Below are 15,966 nucleotides of genomic sequence, written 5' to 3' on the forward strand. Positions count from 1 at the left end.
GCCATCCGCCGGCGGAAGCGGGTCACCCGGCGGCGGGCGATCAGCGGGCGCCGACGGACTCGGTCAACTCGTCGTAGACGCTGAGCACTTGCGCCACCGTCTCGTCCTCGGTCGGCCAGTCCGCGGCCTGCGCAAGACCCGCAGCGGCGAGTCCTTCCCGGCGTTCGGGATCGGCCAGCAGCGCGGTCACCCGTGCGGCCAGGGCCTCCGGGTCGCCGTACGGGACGAGTTCGGCCGCTTCGCCCACCAGCTCGGGCACCCCGCCGACCGCCGTGGCGACCAGGGGCACCCCCAGCCGCAGTGCCTCCTGCGCCAGCAGGGGCCGCGCCTCCCAACGGCTGGACAGTACGGCGACATCGGCGGACGCGAGCAGCTCCGTCACATCCTCGCGGCTGCCGATGAGCCGGACCGCGAGCGCGTCGGCCGCGATCCGGCTCTGCAGTGCGGCACGCTCCGCGCCCTCGCCCGCGATCACCAGCAGCGGTACCGGGTCGAGGTGCTGCCACAGCCGGGCCGCGTCCAGCAGCGTCCCGTAACCGTGGTGTGCGACGAGGCTGCCGACGGTCATCACCAACGGCCGGTCCACCGCGCCCAGTTCCGCGCGGGCCTTGCTCTCGGTACCGCTCGCGGCCACTCGGGGCGCGGGGACAGCGACCGGCGCGAGCCGCGCGTCGCGCGCCCCCCGGCTGCGTGCCCTGTCGACCAGTTCGGACGACGTACCGAGCACAACTGCCGCCGCCCTGGCGGCCCTTCGCTCCATCAACCGCAGCAGACGGCTCCGCGCGCCTTCGGCGTGCGGGCGGGTGTGCCAGGTGACGACGAGCGGCCGCCGCAGTCCGCTGAGCGCGAGCGAGGTCCGTACGGCGGCGTTCAGCCCGTGCGCGTGGACGATGTCGGCCCGCAGACAGGCGGCGCGCAGCGCGGCGACGGACGACGGGTCGCTGCGCCGGGGTACGGGCACGAAGTGCGCGCCCGCCTCGCTGAAGCCGTATGTCCGCTCAAGTTCGGCGGGGGCGCACACCGTGACGTGCACGCCCCGCTCGATCAGGCCCCCGGTGATCGACCGGACATGTGCGCTGCTGCCGGCGCTGCCGCCGCCCAGCACCTGGACGGCGCAGAGAGGTGAACGGCCGTACGGCGGGACCTGGGTGCTGCTCACTGACCGGAGCTCCTGAGTCGGCGTCGGACGGATGTGTGCGCCCCAGGATGCCAGCCCGCGCACGGGTTCCGGCACTCTCCGGGGGACCGAGCCCCTGTGCGGTCGCGTCAACGCGCTTGAGCTGTCACCCGCATGGGTGAGCTGCGGCTCAACCGGCTGCCGCGCGGCTCACCTTGTCACCGTACGCGGCGGCGGCGACCACCGCTGCCGCGTGCGCGGCGAGTCCGGCCCGCCCGTTGCCCGCGACGATCGCCACGCCGAGGGCGGCACCGAGGGCGTGCGCTCCCGCGTCGCCGAGCATGGTCTGTTCGGCCAGGTCGTCGATGACGACCGCTGCCGCGGCTCCGAGCGGTGCGGCGGCGAGCGCCCCGGCCGGACCGCGCCGCAGCAGACCGGGCGCCGCGAGACCGAGCACCGCGACGGCGGCCCTCCCCGGGCGCATATCCACCAGGTTGACGAAGTGGGCGGTGCCCGCGACGACGACCCCGGCCAGCACCCGGTCGACGGGGCGGTCCTTGAGCAGCGCGCCCGCGGCAAGACCCGCCGCGCCGATGCCCAGGAGCTTCACCGTGCCGCTGGTGATCTCGCCGCGGCTCAGCGCGCCGAGATGGGCGCGGAACCCGCGGCGCGGATCGCCCGCGCCGGCGGTGTCGTCGTAGGCCCCGCAGGCACCGGCGGTGAGCACGGCCAGGGCGGCCGCCCCGCGTGCCCGGGGCGGAAGGGTGCCGACGACCGCGCCGAGCGCCGCGCCGACCGTGGTGGCAGGACCGGCGCAGAGATCGACCGTGCGCCCGGCGTAGTTGGTGCGCTCCCAGCGCGCCGCGCCCCCCGGAAACCGGCGGCGCAGTCCCGTCGCGGCGGCGCGGGTCGCACCGAACGAAGCGAGAAGTGCGGTGGTCCGGGCGCCGTGTCTGGTCATGCGCTCCACCCTAGGCGGCGGCCCGCGGAGGTCCGGGGGCAGCCCCGGCGGGGTCGGCCGGAGGCGCTGAGCGACCGGCCGACCGTCCTGCTGCCCCGCGGTCCGTTCAGCCGTCCGCCCGTGCTGTGGCCAGCAGTTCCTCGGCGTGCGCCCGCGCCGTCTCGGAGTCCTCCTGGCCCGCGAGCATCCGCGACAGCTCCCGTACCCGATCCTCGCCCTCCAGGACCGTGACACCGCTGCTGGTCACCGAGCCGTCGTTGGTCTTCTCGACCAGCAGCTGCCGGTCGGCGAAGGCGGCCACCTGCGGCAGATGCGTCACGACCACCACCTGCGCGGACCGGGCGAGCCTGGCGAGCCGGCGGCCCACCTCGACGGCGGCCTTGCCACCGACCCCGGCGTCGACCTCGTCGAAGAGATACGTCGGTACGGGATCGGACCCCGCGAAGACGACCTCGACCGCGAGCATCACCCGGGAGAGCTCACCGCCCGACGCGCCCTTGGAGATGGGTCGGGCGGCCGCACCGGGGTGCGGGGCGAGCAGCAGTTCCACCTCGTCGGCGCCGAGCGGGCCGTAGGCGACGGTCCGCCCGCCGACCTCCACCCCTTCGGGGTCGTCGGTCTGCCGGATGTCGATCGTCACCCGGGCGTGCGGCATGGCGAGCGAGGCGAGTTCGGCGGTGACGGCGCCCGCGAACCGCTCTGCCGCCTCCGTACGCGCGTCGGTGAGCGTCTGCGCGAGACCGGACAGCTCCGAGCGCAGCGCCTCGTGCTCCGCCGTCAGTTCACCGATCCGGTCGTCGTCGCCCTCCAGCTCGGTGAGGCGCGCCGCGCCCTCCTCCGCCCAGGCCAGTACGGCCGCGATGTCCTCGCCGTACTTGCGGGTCAGCTGGGTCAGGGCCGCCCGGCGCTCCTCCACGGCGGCGAGCCGCAGCGGATCGGCGTCGAGGTTGTCCGCGTAACCGGCCAGCTCCCCCGACACGTCGGCGAGCAGAATGCCGATCTCGCCGATCCGTTCGGCGAGCGCGGCCAGCGCCGGGTCGTGGCTGCGTACCGCGTCGAGCGCCCGTCCCGAGCCGGCGACCAGGGTCGTCGCGTCGATGCCCTCGGGGTCCTCCGGGTTGCCGACGAGCGCGGTGTGCGCCGCGGACGCGGCGGACGCGAGCGCTTCGGCGTGCCCGAGACGCTCGGCCTCTGCGGCGAGTTCGGCGTCCTCACCGGGCAGCGGCTCGACCGCGGCGATCTCGTCGAGCCCGAAGCGGAGCAGGTCGGCCTCCTGGGCCCGTTCCCGCGCCCGGGTGGTCAGTTCGTCCAGCTCGGCGGCGACGGCGCGCAGCCGTTTGTAGGCAGCCGCGTACTTGGTGTGCGGGCCCGCCACCGCCTCGCCGGCGTACCGGTCGAGGGCCTGGCGCTGTCTCGCGGGGCGCAGCAGCCCCTGCTGGTCGGTCTGCCCGTGCACGGCGACCAGTTCGTCGGCGATCTCGGCGAGCAGCCCGACCGGTACGGAACGTCCGCCGATGTGCGCCCGTGAGCGCCCTTCGGCCGAGACCGTACGGCTGATGAGCAGCGCGCCCTCGTCGAGTTCGGCGCCCGCCTCCTCGGCCCGTACCGCGGCCGGCGCGCCCGCGGGCAGCGCGATCCGCCCTTCGACCACCGCCGACTTGGCACCGAGCCGCACCAGGGCGGCGTCGGCGCGCCCGCCGAGCAGCAGCCCGAGGCTGGTCACGACCATGGTCTTGCCCGCGCCCGTCTCACCGGTCACCGCGGTGAAACCGGGTGAAAGCTCCACCACAGCGTCGTCGATGACTCCGAGCGACCGTATCCGCATCTCCTCCAACACGCACATGACCATACGAGGTTTCCCGGGTCCCGTGCGACGTGCCCCGGCCGGAGCGGCCGCCGGCCGGGCGTGCGGAGCTCAGCGGGAAGGCCGGTGGGAAGCTCAGTGCGGAGCGCCGCGCCAGCCCGCCACGGGCAGTGCGAACTTGGCCACCAGGCGGTCGGTGAACGAAGCGTGGTGCAGCCGCGCCAGCCGTACGGGCACGGCGCCCCTGCGCACCTCGACCCGCGCCCCCGCGGGCAGCCCCACCCAGCGGCGCCCGTCGCACCACAGGACGCCGTGCGGGGTGTGCGGCTGCACCTCGACCGCGAGGACGGAGGCGGGCGAGGTCACCAGGGGCTTGGCGAACAGCGCGTGTGCGCCGATGGGGACCATCAGCAGCGCCTCCACCTCCGGCCAGATCACCGGCCCGCCGGCCGAGAAGGCGTAGGCGGTCGAACCGGTCGGGGTCGCGCAGACGACGCCGTCGCAGCCGAAGCCGGTGACCGGACGGCCGTCGATCTCCAGGACGACCTCCAGCATCCGTTCGGGCTCGGTCTTCTGTACGGCGGCCTCGTTGAGCGCCCAGTCACGGTGCACGATGTCGCCGTTGTTGTGCACGAGGACGTCGACGGTCATCCGCTCCTCGACCTCGTACGACCGGGTGACCACCCGGTCGACGACCTTGTCGAGGTCGTCGCGCTCGGCCTCGGCGAGGAAGCCCACCCTGCCGAGGTTGACGCCGAGCATCGGCACCCCGGACGCGCGGGCGAACTCGGCACCGCGCAGCAGTGTTCCGTCGCCGCCGAGAACGATCAGCAGCTCGCAGCCGTCCAGACAGGCGGGTGTCGCCTCGGCGACGAGTTCGACCGATGGCGGCACCGGCAGGTCGGCGGCCTCCGCCGCCAGGACCCGGACGCGCAGGCCGTTCTTCAGCAAGCCCTCCACGACGCGCTCGGCGCTGCGGATGGCGGCGGGCCGCCCGGTGTGCGCGAGCAGGAAGACCGTACGGTCCACGGGGGGCGCCGCCGGTTCCGCCGGCGCTTCCACCGCCGGCCCCGCCGCCACGGCCGGTGCCACTCCCCGTACCGCCGGTCCAGCTGCTGATTCAACTGCCGATGGTGCTGCTGCTTCCGTCACTGCGGCCCCTCCGCCACTGCACGCTCCACATCCGCCGGATCGAGCGCGGGCGCGTCCGCCCGCAGCCACAGAAAGTACTCGACGTTTCCCGAGGGTCCCGGCAGCGGGCTGGCGGTGACACCCCGTACGCCGAGTCCGAGCCCGGCCGCCTGCCCGGCCACGGTCCGCACGGTCTCCGCCCGCAGTTCGGGGCTGCGGACCACGCCTCCGCTGCCCAGCCGGTCCTTGCCGATCTCGAACTGCGGTTTGACCATGAGCACCAGGTCGGCGTCCGGCCCCGCGCACCGCGCGAGAGCGGGCAGCACCAGACCGAGCGCGATGAAAGAGAGGTCTCCGACGACCAGGTCCACGGGTGTTCCGCCGATGTCCTCCAGCGTCAACTCGCGTACGTTCGTACGGTCCTTGACGGTGACGCGGTCGTCGCTCTGCAGCGACCAGGCGAGCTGCCCGTACCCGACGTCCACCGCGACGACCTGCGCGGCGCCCGCCCGCAGCAGGACGTCGGTGAAACCGCCGGTCGACGCGCCCGCGTCCAGCGCCCGCCGCCCCTCGACCCGCAGGCCGAGCGGTGTGAAGGCCGCGAAGGCGCCCGCGAGCTTGTGCCCGCCGCGCGAGACGTAGTCGGGATCCGTGTCGTCCTTGCGTACGACAACGGCGGCGCTCGTCTCGACCTGGGTGGCCGCCTTGGTCGCGGTGGCGCCCTTGACGGACACCCGTCCTGCCGCGATCAGCTGGCTCGCGTGCTCCCGCGAGCGGGCGAGACTCCGGCGGACCAGCTCGGCGTCGAGACGCCGGCGTGCCACTCCTGCCACGTTCGGTTCAGCTCCTGCTGTTGTGAGGGACGTTCTGAGGGACCTCGTGAGGGGCGGGGCCCCGGGCCGGGGCCGGAGGTCCGGGCGGTGCGTCCAGCGCGTCCAGCGCCTCACGCAGCCCACGGTGTACATCTTCGTACACCTCGACATGTCCGTCGGCAGCGAGGTGGTCGGCGTCGGCCAGCCGGCCGAGCACCCGGTCCACGCCGTCGTTCCCGGTGGGCGTGCGGACGACTCCCAGCGGCGCCGGGGCGTGTTCCGTACCGCCCGGGCCGTCCTGACCGTCCTGGCTCCCGGCCTGCGCCCCGGGGGGCTCCGGCATCGCGTCACTCATGCCCAGACGCTACCCCGAAGCGCTGCGGTACGGTCGATCACGATGGCGACGACAGAAGAGTGCCGCAGCGCCCTCGACAGGCTCTCGGACAACATGACAGAGGCGAACAGCCAGGTACGCAGCGCGGCGGCACTGGACCGCTCGCTGAGCTGCCACATCACCGACCTGGACGTCACCTTCACCGGGCGTCTCGTGGATGGCCGGATCCAGGTGCTCGACACCGTCGCGGGACCACCGCCCGCGAAGGCGGAGATCCGGCTCGCCATGAAGGGCGACGATCTGGTGGCCCTGGTGGCGGGCGAGCTGAACTTCGCGAAGGCCTGGGGCTCGGGCCGGGTGCGGCTCGAAGCGGGCTTCCGCGATCTGCTGCGCCTCAGGACACTGCTGTAGCCGTCCCCGCGGTACGCACCCGGCGCCCGGCGGGCACCACCAGCGGTGTCCCCGTCTCGGGGTCGTCGATGATCTGGCAGCGCAGCCCGAACACCTTCTCCACCAGACCCGCCGTGACCACGTCGGCGGGCGGTCCCTCGGCGACGATCTCTCCGTCCCGCATGGCGATGAGGTGGGTCGCGTAGCGCGCGGCGTGATTGAGGTCGTGCAGTACGGCCACCAGCGTGCGCCCCTGCGTCTCGTGCAGCTCCGCGCAGAGGTCGAGCACGTCGATCTGGTGCTGGATGTCGAGGAAGGTCGTCGGCTCGTCGAGGAGCAGCAGCGGGGTCTGCTGGGCGAGCGCCATCGCGATCCACACGCGCTGGCGCTGACCGCCGGAGAGCTCGTCCACATAACGGTCGCCGAGCCCGCCGATCCGCGTGGCGGCCATCGCCTCCTCGACGATCCGTTCGTCGTCGGGCGACCACTGGCGCAGCAGGCCCTGGTGCGGGTAGCGGCCGCGGGCCACCAGGTCGGCGACCGTGATGCCGTCGGGGGCGATGGAGGACTGCGGGAGCAGCCCCAGCGTCCTGGCCACCTTCTTGGCGGGCATCGAGCCGATCGCCTGCCCGTCGAGGAGCACCCGCCCCTGCGAGGGCTTCAGCATCCGCGACAGGGCGCGCAGCAGGGTCGACTTGCCGCAGGCGTTGGGGCCGACGATGACGGTGAAGGAGTTGTCGGGGATCTCGACCGAGAGGTTCTCGGCGATGACCCGCTGCTCGTAGCCGAGGGTGACCGATTCGGCGGTGAGTCGCTGCATGGGGGTGCTCCTGGTTGTCATCATCAGATCCGTCCTGCCTTGCGTTCGGAGACCAGCAGCCACAGCAGATAGCAGCCGCCGAGCACCCCCGTCACGACTCCCACCGGCAGCTGCCGGTCCCCGAAGGCCCGCTGGGCGATCCAGTCGGCGACCACCAGCAGGGCCGCGCCCATGAAGGCCGACGGGAGGAGGTTGGCGCCCGGTGAGCGGGTCAGCCGCCGGGCCAGCTGGGGCGCGCTGAGCGCCACGAAGGCGATCGGCCCCGCCGCGGCGGTGGCCACCGCGGTCAGCAGGACCGCGGCCAGCATCAGCACCAGCCTGGTCCGCTCGACCCGTACGCCCAGGGCGTACGCGGCGTCGTCGCCCATCTCCAGCATCCTGAGGTTGCGCCCGTACCCGAGTACCAGCGGTATCAGGACCGCACAGGTGACCAGCAGCGGCCAGACCTGCGACCAGTCGCGGCCGTCGAGCGAGCCGGTCATCCAGACGACGGCGCGGGTCGCGTCGACCAGATTGGCCTTGGTGAGCAGATAGCTGTTGCAGGCGGTGAGCATCGCGGCGGCGCCGATGCCGACGAGGACCAGCCGGTAGCCGTGCACACCGCGCTTCCACGCCAGCATGTACACGGCGATTCCGGTGGCCAGACCGCCGACGATCGCGCCGCCGGCCACCGCGGTCGCCCCGCCGTGGAAGAGCACGATGACAGCGAGCGCGCCGACACTGGCCCCCTGCCCGAAGCCGATCACGTCCGGACTGCCCAGCGGATTACGGGAGATGGACTGGAAGACCGCTCCCCCGATGCCCAGCGCCGCCCCGACGAGGAGGCCGACGAGCGCTCTGGGCAGCCGCAGGTCGTTGACGATGAACTCCTGGGCGGTGGTGCCGCTGCCCAGCAGGGTGCGGATCACGTCCGCGGGTGCCATCGGGTAGTCACCGCTCCCGATGAGCACGACGGCGGCCGCCAGGGCGACCACGGCCAGCAGTACGACGACGACCGCGGTCCTGACCTCGACCCGCAGGGAGAGCCCGCCCGGGGTCCGTATCGCGTGGATCGCTTTCACAGCTGAGTCATCCTCCGGCGGCGTACGAGAAAGATGAAGATGGGGCCGCCGATGAGCGCGGTCACGATGCCGACCTGGAGTTCGGCGGGCCGGGCGACGATCCGGCCGACGACGTCGGCGCCCAGCAGCAGGACGGGCGAGAGGACCGCCGCGTACGGCAGCGTCCAGCGCATGTCGGGTCCGGTGATGGCCCGGACGATGTGCGGAACCATCAGCCCGATGAAGACGATCGGCCCGCAGGCGGCGGTCGCCGAACCGCAGAGCAGCGTGACGGCGACCATCGCGAGCACCCGGGTGCGCGTCAGATGCGCGCCGAGCGACCTGGCCGTGTCGTCGCCGAGGGCCATGGCGTTCAGGGGGCGGCCGAGCAGCAGCGCGACCAGCAGACCGGCCGCCACGAACGGCCACACCTGCGAGACCGTCGCGGACGTCGCCGATGCCAGCGAACCGACCGTCCAGAAGCGCATCTTGTCCAGCGCGGCCGAGTCCAGCAGCTCCACGGCGTTGACGTATCCGAACATCGCGTACGTGGCGGCCGTGCCGGCGAGCGCGAGCCGTACCGGGGTGGCGCCGCGGCTCCCGCTCAGTACGTAGACGAGCACCGAGACCACCGCGGCGCCCGCGAACGCGAACCACACATAGCCGGTGAAGGAGCTGACGCCGAGAAAGCTCATCGCGGAGACCACGGCGGCGGAGGCACCCGCGTTGACACCGAGGATGCCGGGCTCGGCGAGCGGATTGCGGGTGAGCGCCTGCATCACCGCTCCCGCGACCCCGAGCGCGGCTCCTACGAGGACCCCCAGCAGGGTGCGCGGTATTCGCACATCCTGGATCAGGACGTCGTCGGCGGTGCCCGAGCTGTGCGCCAGGCCGTGCCATACATCGCTGAGCGGCACCGCTTTGGCGCCGAGCGCGATGCTCGCCACGACGACCAGGAGCAGCACACCGAGCGACAACAGCAGCCCGGCGGCGCGCGCAGCGTTGTGCTTCGGGGGCGCGGGGGCTTGTTCCGCGCTCTGTCTGGGGAGACTGTCGACCAACACGTAGTTAGGTTAGCCTACCCTCGCAACTCTTCGACTGGGAGGCTTCACCCGGAAGGTGAGGCGGGGGAAGCGGCGAGGTCCGCGTGACGGAGCACGGCGCGCGCTACCGCCCGACGCGCGTCGGAGCACGGCGTACGTCAGAGCCCGATGCGGGAGATCACCTTGCCCGCGTCCGGACCGTACGTACCCTCGCCCGCCTCTGTCCAGGCCGCTGCGCACAGCGCCCGCAGCCCGTCCAGCGCGCCACCGTCACCGTCCACGGCCAGCTCACCGTCCCGTACCGAGGCGGTCCAGCCGCTGCAGCGGAACGCACCGCCCTCGCCGGTCACTTCGGGCTGACCGGTGAGCAACCCCCGCAGATCCGCGTCCACATAGGTCGGCCGGTGCTCCGGCCGGGCGGCCAGCAGCTGCGCCGCATCCGTCACGCCGGTCAGTACGAGCAGCGAGTCCACCCCTCCGTTGAACGCGCCCTCGATGTCCGTGTCCAGCCGGTCCCCGACGACGAGCGGCCGTTCGGCTCCGGTCCGCAGCACGGTCTCCCGGTGCATGGGGGGCAACGGCTTCCCGGCCACCTGCGGCTCGGCCCCGGTGGCGATCCGGACGACCTCGACCGCGGCGCCATTACCGGGCGCGATCCCACGTGCGCTGGGAATGGTCAGATCCGTGTTGGAAACGAACCATGGCAGACCGCTGTTGATCGCGTACCCGGCCTCGGCGAACCGCGCCCAGGTCATGTCGGGACCGCCGTACCCCTGGGCCACCGCCACCGGGGAGTCCTCGGCCGAGTCCACCGGTTCCAGACCGCGTTCGCGCAGCGCGACCCGCAGCCCCTCCCCGCCGATGACCAGCACCCGGGCCCCTTGCGGGACCTGATCGGCGATCAGCCGGGACACCGCCTGGGCCGAGGTGATGACATCGGCGGCCTCGGCGGGCACCCCCAGCTCGGTGAGGTGCAGCGCCACCGCATCCGGCGTCCGCAGCGCGTTGTTGGTCACGTACGCGAGGTGCATCCCGCCGTCCCGCGCGGTCCCGAGCGAGGAGACGGCGTGGACGATCGCCGCGCCGCCCGCGTACACCACCCCGTCCAGATCGAGCAGGGCTGTGTCGTACGTCTCACTCAGCGCTGTCCTCATGCCGTCCGGGCTGGTCCTGGTCTGCCGGGTCATCGCACTCCTCGATAGCTGTTCTTCTCCCGATCATCCCGTATGACGGATCCCCACATACCATGCACCAATGACTTCAAGTGGTCGGCATGCGGACACCGGACTGCGTCTTTTCCCTTTCCGCGGAGTGCGCTACGTTCCCGAACGCGTCGGCAGCCTCGCAGCCGTCACGTCTCCGCCGTACGACGTCGTGGTCAGACCGGACGGGCTGCTGCACCTGGAGTCCGCCGATCCGCACAACATCGTGAGGCTGATCCTGCCGCAGGCCGACACTCCGGCAGCCCGCAACGAGAGGGCCGCGGCGACCCTCTCCGACTGGCTCAGGGACGGCATCCTGGCCGCCGACCCCGAGGCAGCCCTGTATGTGTACGAGCAGCGCAACGGCGCTGTGCTCCAGCGCGGTCTCATCGGAGCACTGGCCCTCTCCACGCCCGAGGAGGGCGTGGTCCTTCCGCACGAGGACGTGATGGCCGACATCGTCGCGGACCGGGCGGCGCTGATGCGGACCACAGCCGTCAACTTCGAACCGCTTCTGCTGACCTACCGCAGCGACGACGGCGCGACGGGGACAACAGACGCGGCAGACACAGCGGACACAGCGGACACAGCAGGACCGGCGGGCGCGACGGCTGTCATCGAGCGGACCATAACCGGCCCCCCGCTGCTCGCGACGACCACCGAGGACGGCTTCAGCCACCGGCTGTGGGCCGTCACCGACCCGGCGGAGATCGCGGAGGCGCAGGCGGACCTGGCCGACCGCCAGGCCCTGATCGCCGACGGGCACCACCGGTGGGCGACCTACCTCCAGCTGCGCGGCGAACATCCGGGGCCGGGCCCGTGGGGGTACGGCCTGGTGCTCCTCATCGACACGGTCCACTATCCGCTCCAGGTACGGGCGATCCACCGGGTACTGCGCCGGCTGCCCGTCTCCGAGGCGCTGGCGGCGCTCGACGGCGCCTTCCGGGTCCGCACGATCGAAGCGCTCCCCGAGGCGCTGGCCGCCCTCGCCGACGCGGCAGCCGCGGGCAACGCCTTCCTGCTGGCCGGGGACGGCCGGTTCCATCTCGTCGACCGTCCGTCGGAGGAGCTGCTGGCCCGAACCGTCCCCACGGACCACCCCACGGCCTGGCAGACCCTCGACGCGACCGTCCTGCACCACACGCTCCTGGACAAGGTCTGGTCGGTCCCGGACGCGCCTGAGCACATCGCGTACATCCATGCCACGGACGCGGCCGTCGAACAGGCGGAACGCCAGGGCGGCACAGCTGTTCTGATGCATCCGGTACGCGAAGAGGTCGTCCGGGAGCTGGCCCGCCAAGGGGTGACGATGCCCCGCAAATCGACCTCGTTCGGCCCGAAACCGGCGACCGGGCTCGTGCTGCGCAGCCTCACCATCGACTGAATCGCGCCATACGGAGAAGGGCCGCACCCGGCTTCCGGGTGCGGCCCGTCTCGTTGTCAGTTCACTGACCGATCGGCCAGGGCCGGACGGCGGCCGTCAGTCCCGGCCGCCGGCAGCGCTGTCGCCGTCGCCGTCCACGCTCCGGTCCGGGGCATCGGCCTGCGGCTCGTCGGACTCGTGGTCCGACTCGTCCTCGACGTCGACGAACTCGACGCCCTCCAGCTCGGCGAGCCGGTCCGACGCGTCCGTCGAGCCGTCCTTGTCGGACTCGATGGTCTTGGCGAACCACTCACGCGCCTCGTCCTCGCGTCCCGCAGCGAGGAGCGCGTCGGCGTACGCGTAGCGCAGCCGCGCGGTCCACGGCTGTACGGAGTGGGACGCCAGCTCCGGGCTCTGCAGCGTGACGATCGCCGCGTCGATCTGTCCCATGTCGCGGCGCGCACCGGCGGCGACCAGACGCATCTCGACCTGTCCGGCCTTGTCGAGCCTCTGCACCTCGGGCTCTCCGGCCATCGCCATCGCCCGCTCGGGCCGGCCCAGACCGCGCTCGCAGTCCGCCATGACGGGCCAGAGGTCGACCGTGCCGGTCATCCGCTTCGTGGCACGGAACTCGGCGAGCGCCTCCGTGTACTTCTGTGTCGCGTACGCGGCGAACCCGGCCGCCTCACGCACAGCGGCGACCCGGGAGGCCAGCCGAAGGGCGATACGCGAGTACTCGTACGCCTCTTCGGGGTCCTCATCGATCAGCCGGGCGACCATCACCAGGTTCTTCGCGACATCCTCGGCGAGGGTCTTGGGCAGGCTCATGAGCTCCTGCCGTACGTCCTTGTCGATCTCCTGGCCGGTGACGTCCTCCGGGATGGGAAGCCGCTTCACAGGCTCGCGGTCCCGGTCGCGGTCGTCCCGCTGGAAACCGCCGCCACGCTCGTCACGCTGGCCGCCCCGGTATCCACCACGGTCACGGTCATCGCGCTGACCGCCGCGGTACCCGCCACGGTCACCACCGGAGGGACGGCCGCCGCGGTCGCTGCCCCGGTCGTCGCGCCGGCCGTAGCCGCCACCGCTGGGACGGTCGTCACGGCGGAAGCCACCACCGCGCTCATCGTCACGGCGAGGGGCACCGGACGGACGGTCATCGCGGCGCGGAGCACCGAACGAACGGTCATCACGCTGACCGCCACGGAACCCACCACGGTCACCACCGGACGGACGGCCACCACGGTCACCGCCCCGATCGTCGCGACGCTCAAAACCGCCACCACCAGTGGGACGCCCACCACGGCTGTCATCACGACGATCATCACGCCGGTCACCACGACTGTCATCACGCCGGAACGACGGCCGGTCATCACGACGGGCAAACCCACCGCCGCTACCACCCGGACGCCCGCCACGGTCGTCATCACGGCGCGGACCACCGGACGGGCGGTCCTCACGCCCACCACGGAACCCGCCCCGGTCGCTGCCCCGGTCGTCGCGCCGGCCGTAGCCGCCACCGCTGGGACGGTCGTCACGGCGGAAGCCACCACCGCGCTCATCGTCACGGCGAGGGGCACCGGACGGACGGTCATCGCGGCGCGGAGCACCGAACGAACGGTCATCACGCTGACCGCCACGGAACCCACCACGGTCACCACCGGACGGACGGCCACCACGGTCACCGCCCCGGTCATCGCGACGCTCAAAACCGCCACCACCACCGGGACGCCCACCACGGCTGTCATCACGCCGGTCACCACGACTGTCGTCACGCCGGAACGACGGCCGGTCATCACGACGGGCAAACCCACCGCCGCTACCACCCGGACGCCCACCACGGTCACCACTGGAAGGGCGGCCGCCACGGTCGTCACGCTGGCCACCGCGGTATCCGCCGGCGCTGCCGGGCCGTCCGCCGCGGTCGTCATCACGACGGGGCCCACCCGACGGCCGGTCGTCACGGCCACCACGGAAACCACCACCGGCACCGGCGGGTCGCCCACCACGGTCGTCCCGGCGCGGGCCGCTGGACGAGCGGTCGTCACGGACACCACGGAACCCACCGGCTCCGCTGCCACCGCCACGGCTGCCACCGCGGTTGTCGTCGCGACGGAAGCCACCACGGTCGTTGTCCCGGCTCGGGCCACTGGATCGATTATCACGACCACCGCGGAATCCGCCCTGGTCACCGCCGTCCCGGCGACGCGGCTCGCGCTCCGGTCGGTCGTCGGGAGAGTTGGTGGACATGGGTGGGGCTCCTGTCTTCGGGTACCGCAGTCATTCTCACGCAGTCGGCGATCCGACGCGCTTCGGGAAATAAAAAAAGGACCTTTGGTCCCAGCGCTGAACGCTGGGACCAAAGGTCCTTCAAAGATTGTTCGGCGGCGTCCTACTCTCCCACAGGGTCCCCCCTGCAGTACCATCGGCGCTGAAAGGCTTAGCTTCCGGGTTCGGAATGTAACCGGGCGTTTCCCTAACGCTATGACCACCGAAACCCTATTTGGGCTCTAGCGAACAAGCACACTCTTCAATTAAGTAAGTGAAACAAGTTCCGCCGGCACGATAGTTCGTGGCCTGGGAACAACACAGTGGACGCGAGCAACTGAGGACAAGCCCTCGGCCTATTAGTACCAGTCAGCTCCACCCGTTACCGGGCTTCCACATCTGGCCTATCAACCCAGTCGTCTACTGGGAGCCTTAACCCCTCAAAGGGGGTGGGAATACTCATCTCGAAGCAGGCTTCCCGCTTAGATGCTTTCAGCGGTTATCCTTTCCGAACGTAGCCAACCAGCCATGCCCTTGGCAGGACAACTGGCACACCAGAGGTTCGTCCGTCCCGGTCCTCTCGTACTAGGGACAGCCCTTCTCAATATTCCTACGCGCGCAGAGGATAGGGACCGAACTGTCTCACGACGTTCTAAACCCAGCTCGCGTACCGCTTTAATGGGCGAACAGCCCAACCCTTGGGACCGACTCCAGCCCCAGGATGCGACGAGCCGACATCGAGGTGCCAAACCATCCCGTCGATATGGACTCTTGGGGAAGATCAGCCTGTTATCCCCGGGGTACCTTTTATCCGTTGAGCGACAGCGCTTCCACAAGCCACTGCCGGATCACTAGTCCCGACTTTCGTCCCTGCTCGACCCGTCGGTCTCACAGTCAAGCTCCCTTGTGCACTTACACTCAACACCTGATTGCCAACCAGGCTGAGGGAACCTTTGGGCGCCTCCGTTACTCTTTAGGAGGCAACCGCCCCAGTTAAACTACCCATCAGACACTGTCCCTGATCCGGATCACGGACCGAGGTTAGACATCCAGCACGACCAGAGTGGTATTTCAACGACGACTCCACAACCACTGGCGTGGCCGCTTCAAAGTCTCCCACCTATCCTACACAAGCCGAACCGAACACCAATATCAAACTGTAGTAAAGGTCCCGGGGTCTTTCCGTCCTTCTGCGCGAAACGAGCATCTTTACTCGTAGTGCAATTTCACCGGGCCTATGGTTGAGACAGTCGAGAAGTCGTTACGCCATTCGTGCAGGTCGGAACTTACCCGACAAGGAATTTCGCTACCTTAGGATGGTTATAGTTACCACCGCCGTTTACTGGCGCTTAAGTTCTCAGCTTCGCAACCCCGAAAGGTCACTAACCGGTCCCCTTAACGTTCCAGCACCGGGCAGGCGTCAGTCCGTATACATCGCCTTACGGCTTCGCACGGACCTGTGTTTTTAGTAAACAGTCGCTTCTCGCTGGTCTCTGCGGCCACCCCCAGCTCATGGAGTAAATCCAATCACCAAGAATGGCCCCCCTTCTCCCGAAGTTACGGGGGCATTTTGCCGAGTTCCTTAACCATAGTTCACCCGAACGCCTCGGTATTCTCTACCTGACCACCTGAGTCGGTTTAGGGTACGGGCCGCCATGAAACTCGCTAGAGGCTTTTCTCGACA

At 70.9% G+C, this 15,966-nt stretch carries 13 protein-coding genes, 2 rRNA genes and 1 pseudogene (1 of these 16 only partly in view); 2 read left to right on the forward strand and 14 right to left on the reverse strand.

Annotation, left to right across the window (positions count from 1 at the left end):
* Positions 1 to 40: 40 nt before the first annotated feature.
* The 6 genes from OHB13_RS06620 to OHB13_RS06645 form a co-directional block, all read right to left on the reverse strand.
* Positions 41 to 1,159 (reverse strand): glycosyltransferase family 4 protein, encoded by a 1,119-nt coding sequence (locus tag OHB13_RS06620; protein WP_328376227.1) that lies wholly within the window; start codon positions 1,157 to 1,159, stop codon positions 41 to 43.
* Positions 1,160 to 1,307: 148 nt separating this feature from the next.
* Complete coding sequence (locus OHB13_RS06625; RefSeq protein ID WP_328376229.1) at positions 1,308 to 2,078, reverse strand: hypothetical protein; 771 nt, start codon at positions 2,076 to 2,078, stop codon at positions 1,308 to 1,310.
* Between the two features lie 106 nt (positions 2,079 to 2,184).
* Entirely contained in the window at positions 2,185 to 3,903 is a 1,719-nt protein-coding gene (recN, locus tag OHB13_RS06630) for a DNA repair protein RecN (RefSeq protein WP_266861185.1), read from the reverse strand.
* A 114-nt stretch (positions 3,904 to 4,017) separates the two neighbouring features.
* The gene (locus OHB13_RS06635; protein ID WP_405750040.1) at positions 4,018 to 4,944 is read right to left on the reverse strand and encodes an NAD kinase; all 927 of its coding nucleotides are present in this window, start codon (positions 4,942 to 4,944) and stop codon (positions 4,018 to 4,020) included.
* A gap of 86 nt (positions 4,945 to 5,030) precedes the next feature.
* Complete coding sequence (locus OHB13_RS06640) at positions 5,031 to 5,846, reverse strand: TlyA family RNA methyltransferase (protein ID WP_328376231.1); 816 nt, start codon at positions 5,844 to 5,846, stop codon at positions 5,031 to 5,033.
* 7 nt (positions 5,847 to 5,853) lie between these two features.
* Complete coding sequence (locus OHB13_RS06645; protein ID WP_266858423.1) at positions 5,854 to 6,180, reverse strand: hypothetical protein; 327 nt, start codon at positions 6,178 to 6,180, stop codon at positions 5,854 to 5,856.
* 42 nt (positions 6,181 to 6,222) lie between these two features.
* On the opposite strand from OHB13_RS06645, the gene OHB13_RS06650 reads away from it, so the two are divergent.
* Positions 6,223 to 6,570: an SCP2 sterol-binding domain-containing protein gene (locus tag OHB13_RS06650; protein WP_266858421.1), complete on the forward strand. Its 348-nt coding sequence runs from the start codon at positions 6,223 to 6,225 to the stop codon at positions 6,568 to 6,570.
* Here the strand turns inward: OHB13_RS06650 and OHB13_RS06655 are convergent.
* The 4 genes from OHB13_RS06655 to OHB13_RS06670 all read right to left on the reverse strand — a co-directional run bounded on the left by OHB13_RS06655 (position 6,554) and on the right by OHB13_RS06670 (position 10,639).
* Complete coding sequence (locus tag OHB13_RS06655) at positions 6,554 to 7,369, reverse strand: ABC transporter ATP-binding protein (RefSeq protein ID WP_328376233.1); 816 nt, start codon at positions 7,367 to 7,369, stop codon at positions 6,554 to 6,556. The genes OHB13_RS06650 and OHB13_RS06655 overlap by 17 nt on opposite strands.
* Before the next feature lie 23 nt (positions 7,370 to 7,392).
* Entirely contained in the window at positions 7,393 to 8,430 is a 1,038-nt protein-coding gene (locus OHB13_RS06660; RefSeq protein WP_266858418.1) for a FecCD family ABC transporter permease, read from the reverse strand.
* Complete coding sequence (locus OHB13_RS06665) at positions 8,427 to 9,470, reverse strand: FecCD family ABC transporter permease (RefSeq protein WP_266861183.1); 1,044 nt, start codon at positions 9,468 to 9,470, stop codon at positions 8,427 to 8,429. Before OHB13_RS06665 ends, OHB13_RS06660 begins: the two co-directional genes overlap by 4 nt.
* Positions 9,471 to 9,610: 140 nt before the next feature.
* Entirely contained in the window at positions 9,611 to 10,639 is a 1,029-nt protein-coding gene (locus OHB13_RS06670) for an HAD hydrolase-like protein (RefSeq protein ID WP_328376234.1), read from the reverse strand.
* Positions 10,640 to 10,706: 67 nt separating this feature from the next.
* On the opposite strand from OHB13_RS06670, the gene OHB13_RS06675 reads away from it, so the two are divergent.
* Positions 10,707 to 12,038 carry a DUF1015 domain-containing protein gene (locus tag OHB13_RS06675; protein ID WP_328376236.1) on the forward strand — a complete coding sequence of 444 codons (1,332 nt, stop codon included), beginning with the start codon at positions 10,707 to 10,709 and terminating at the stop codon, positions 12,036 to 12,038.
* A gap of 96 nt (positions 12,039 to 12,134) precedes the next feature.
* Here the strand turns inward: OHB13_RS06675 and OHB13_RS06680 are convergent, their stop codons facing one another.
* From OHB13_RS06680 to OHB13_RS06695, 4 genes and pseudogenes are all read right to left on the reverse strand, one after another.
* Complete coding sequence (locus OHB13_RS06680; RefSeq protein WP_328380230.1) at positions 12,135 to 12,845, reverse strand: tetratricopeptide repeat protein; 711 nt, start codon at positions 12,843 to 12,845, stop codon at positions 12,135 to 12,137.
* Positions 12,846 to 12,992: 147 nt separating this feature from the next.
* Positions 12,993 to 13,817 (reverse strand): annotated as a pseudogene (locus OHB13_RS38715) (hypothetical protein); the annotation flags it as partial.
* A 576-nt stretch (positions 13,818 to 14,393) separates the two neighbouring features.
* A 5S ribosomal RNA gene (gene rrf / locus OHB13_RS06690) occupies positions 14,394 to 14,510 on the reverse strand.
* A gap of 111 nt (positions 14,511 to 14,621) precedes the next feature.
* A 23S ribosomal RNA gene (locus tag OHB13_RS06695) occupies positions 14,622 to 15,966 on the reverse strand; it runs 1,779 nt beyond the window's last position.

Origin of the sequence: Streptomyces sp. NBC_00440 (genome assembly GCF_036014215.1) — a bacterium.
Taxonomy (GTDB): Bacteria; Actinomycetota; Actinomycetes; order Streptomycetales; family Streptomycetaceae; genus Streptomyces.

Excerpts from the sequence above, each read along its gene's own strand:
- OHB13_RS06680 (WP_328380230.1), bottom strand. The coding sequence starts at position 12,845 with ATGAGCCTGCCCAAGACCCTCGCCGAGGATGTCGCGAAGAACCTGGTG.
- OHB13_RS06625 (WP_328376229.1), bottom strand. The coding sequence starts at position 2,078 with ATGACCAGACACGGCGCCCGGACCACCGCACTTCTCGCTTCGTTCGGT.
- OHB13_RS06650 (WP_266858421.1), top strand. The coding sequence starts at position 6,223 with ATGGCGACGACAGAAGAGTGCCGCAGCGCCCTCGACAGGCTCTCGGAC.
- OHB13_RS06655 (WP_328376233.1), bottom strand. The coding sequence starts at position 7,369 with ATGCAGCGACTCACCGCCGAATCGGTCACCCTCGGCTACGAGCAGCGG.
- OHB13_RS06675 (WP_328376236.1), top strand. The coding sequence starts at position 10,707 with ATGACTTCAAGTGGTCGGCATGCGGACACCGGACTGCGTCTTTTCCCT.
- OHB13_RS06645 (WP_266858423.1), bottom strand. The coding sequence starts at position 6,180 with ATGAGTGACGCGATGCCGGAGCCCCCCGGGGCGCAGGCCGGGAGCCAG.
- recN (WP_266861185.1), bottom strand. The coding sequence starts at position 3,903 with ATGCGGATACGGTCGCTCGGAGTCATCGACGACGCTGTGGTGGAGCTT.
- OHB13_RS06670 (WP_328376234.1), bottom strand. The coding sequence starts at position 10,639 with ATGACCCGGCAGACCAGGACCAGCCCGGACGGCATGAGGACAGCGCTG.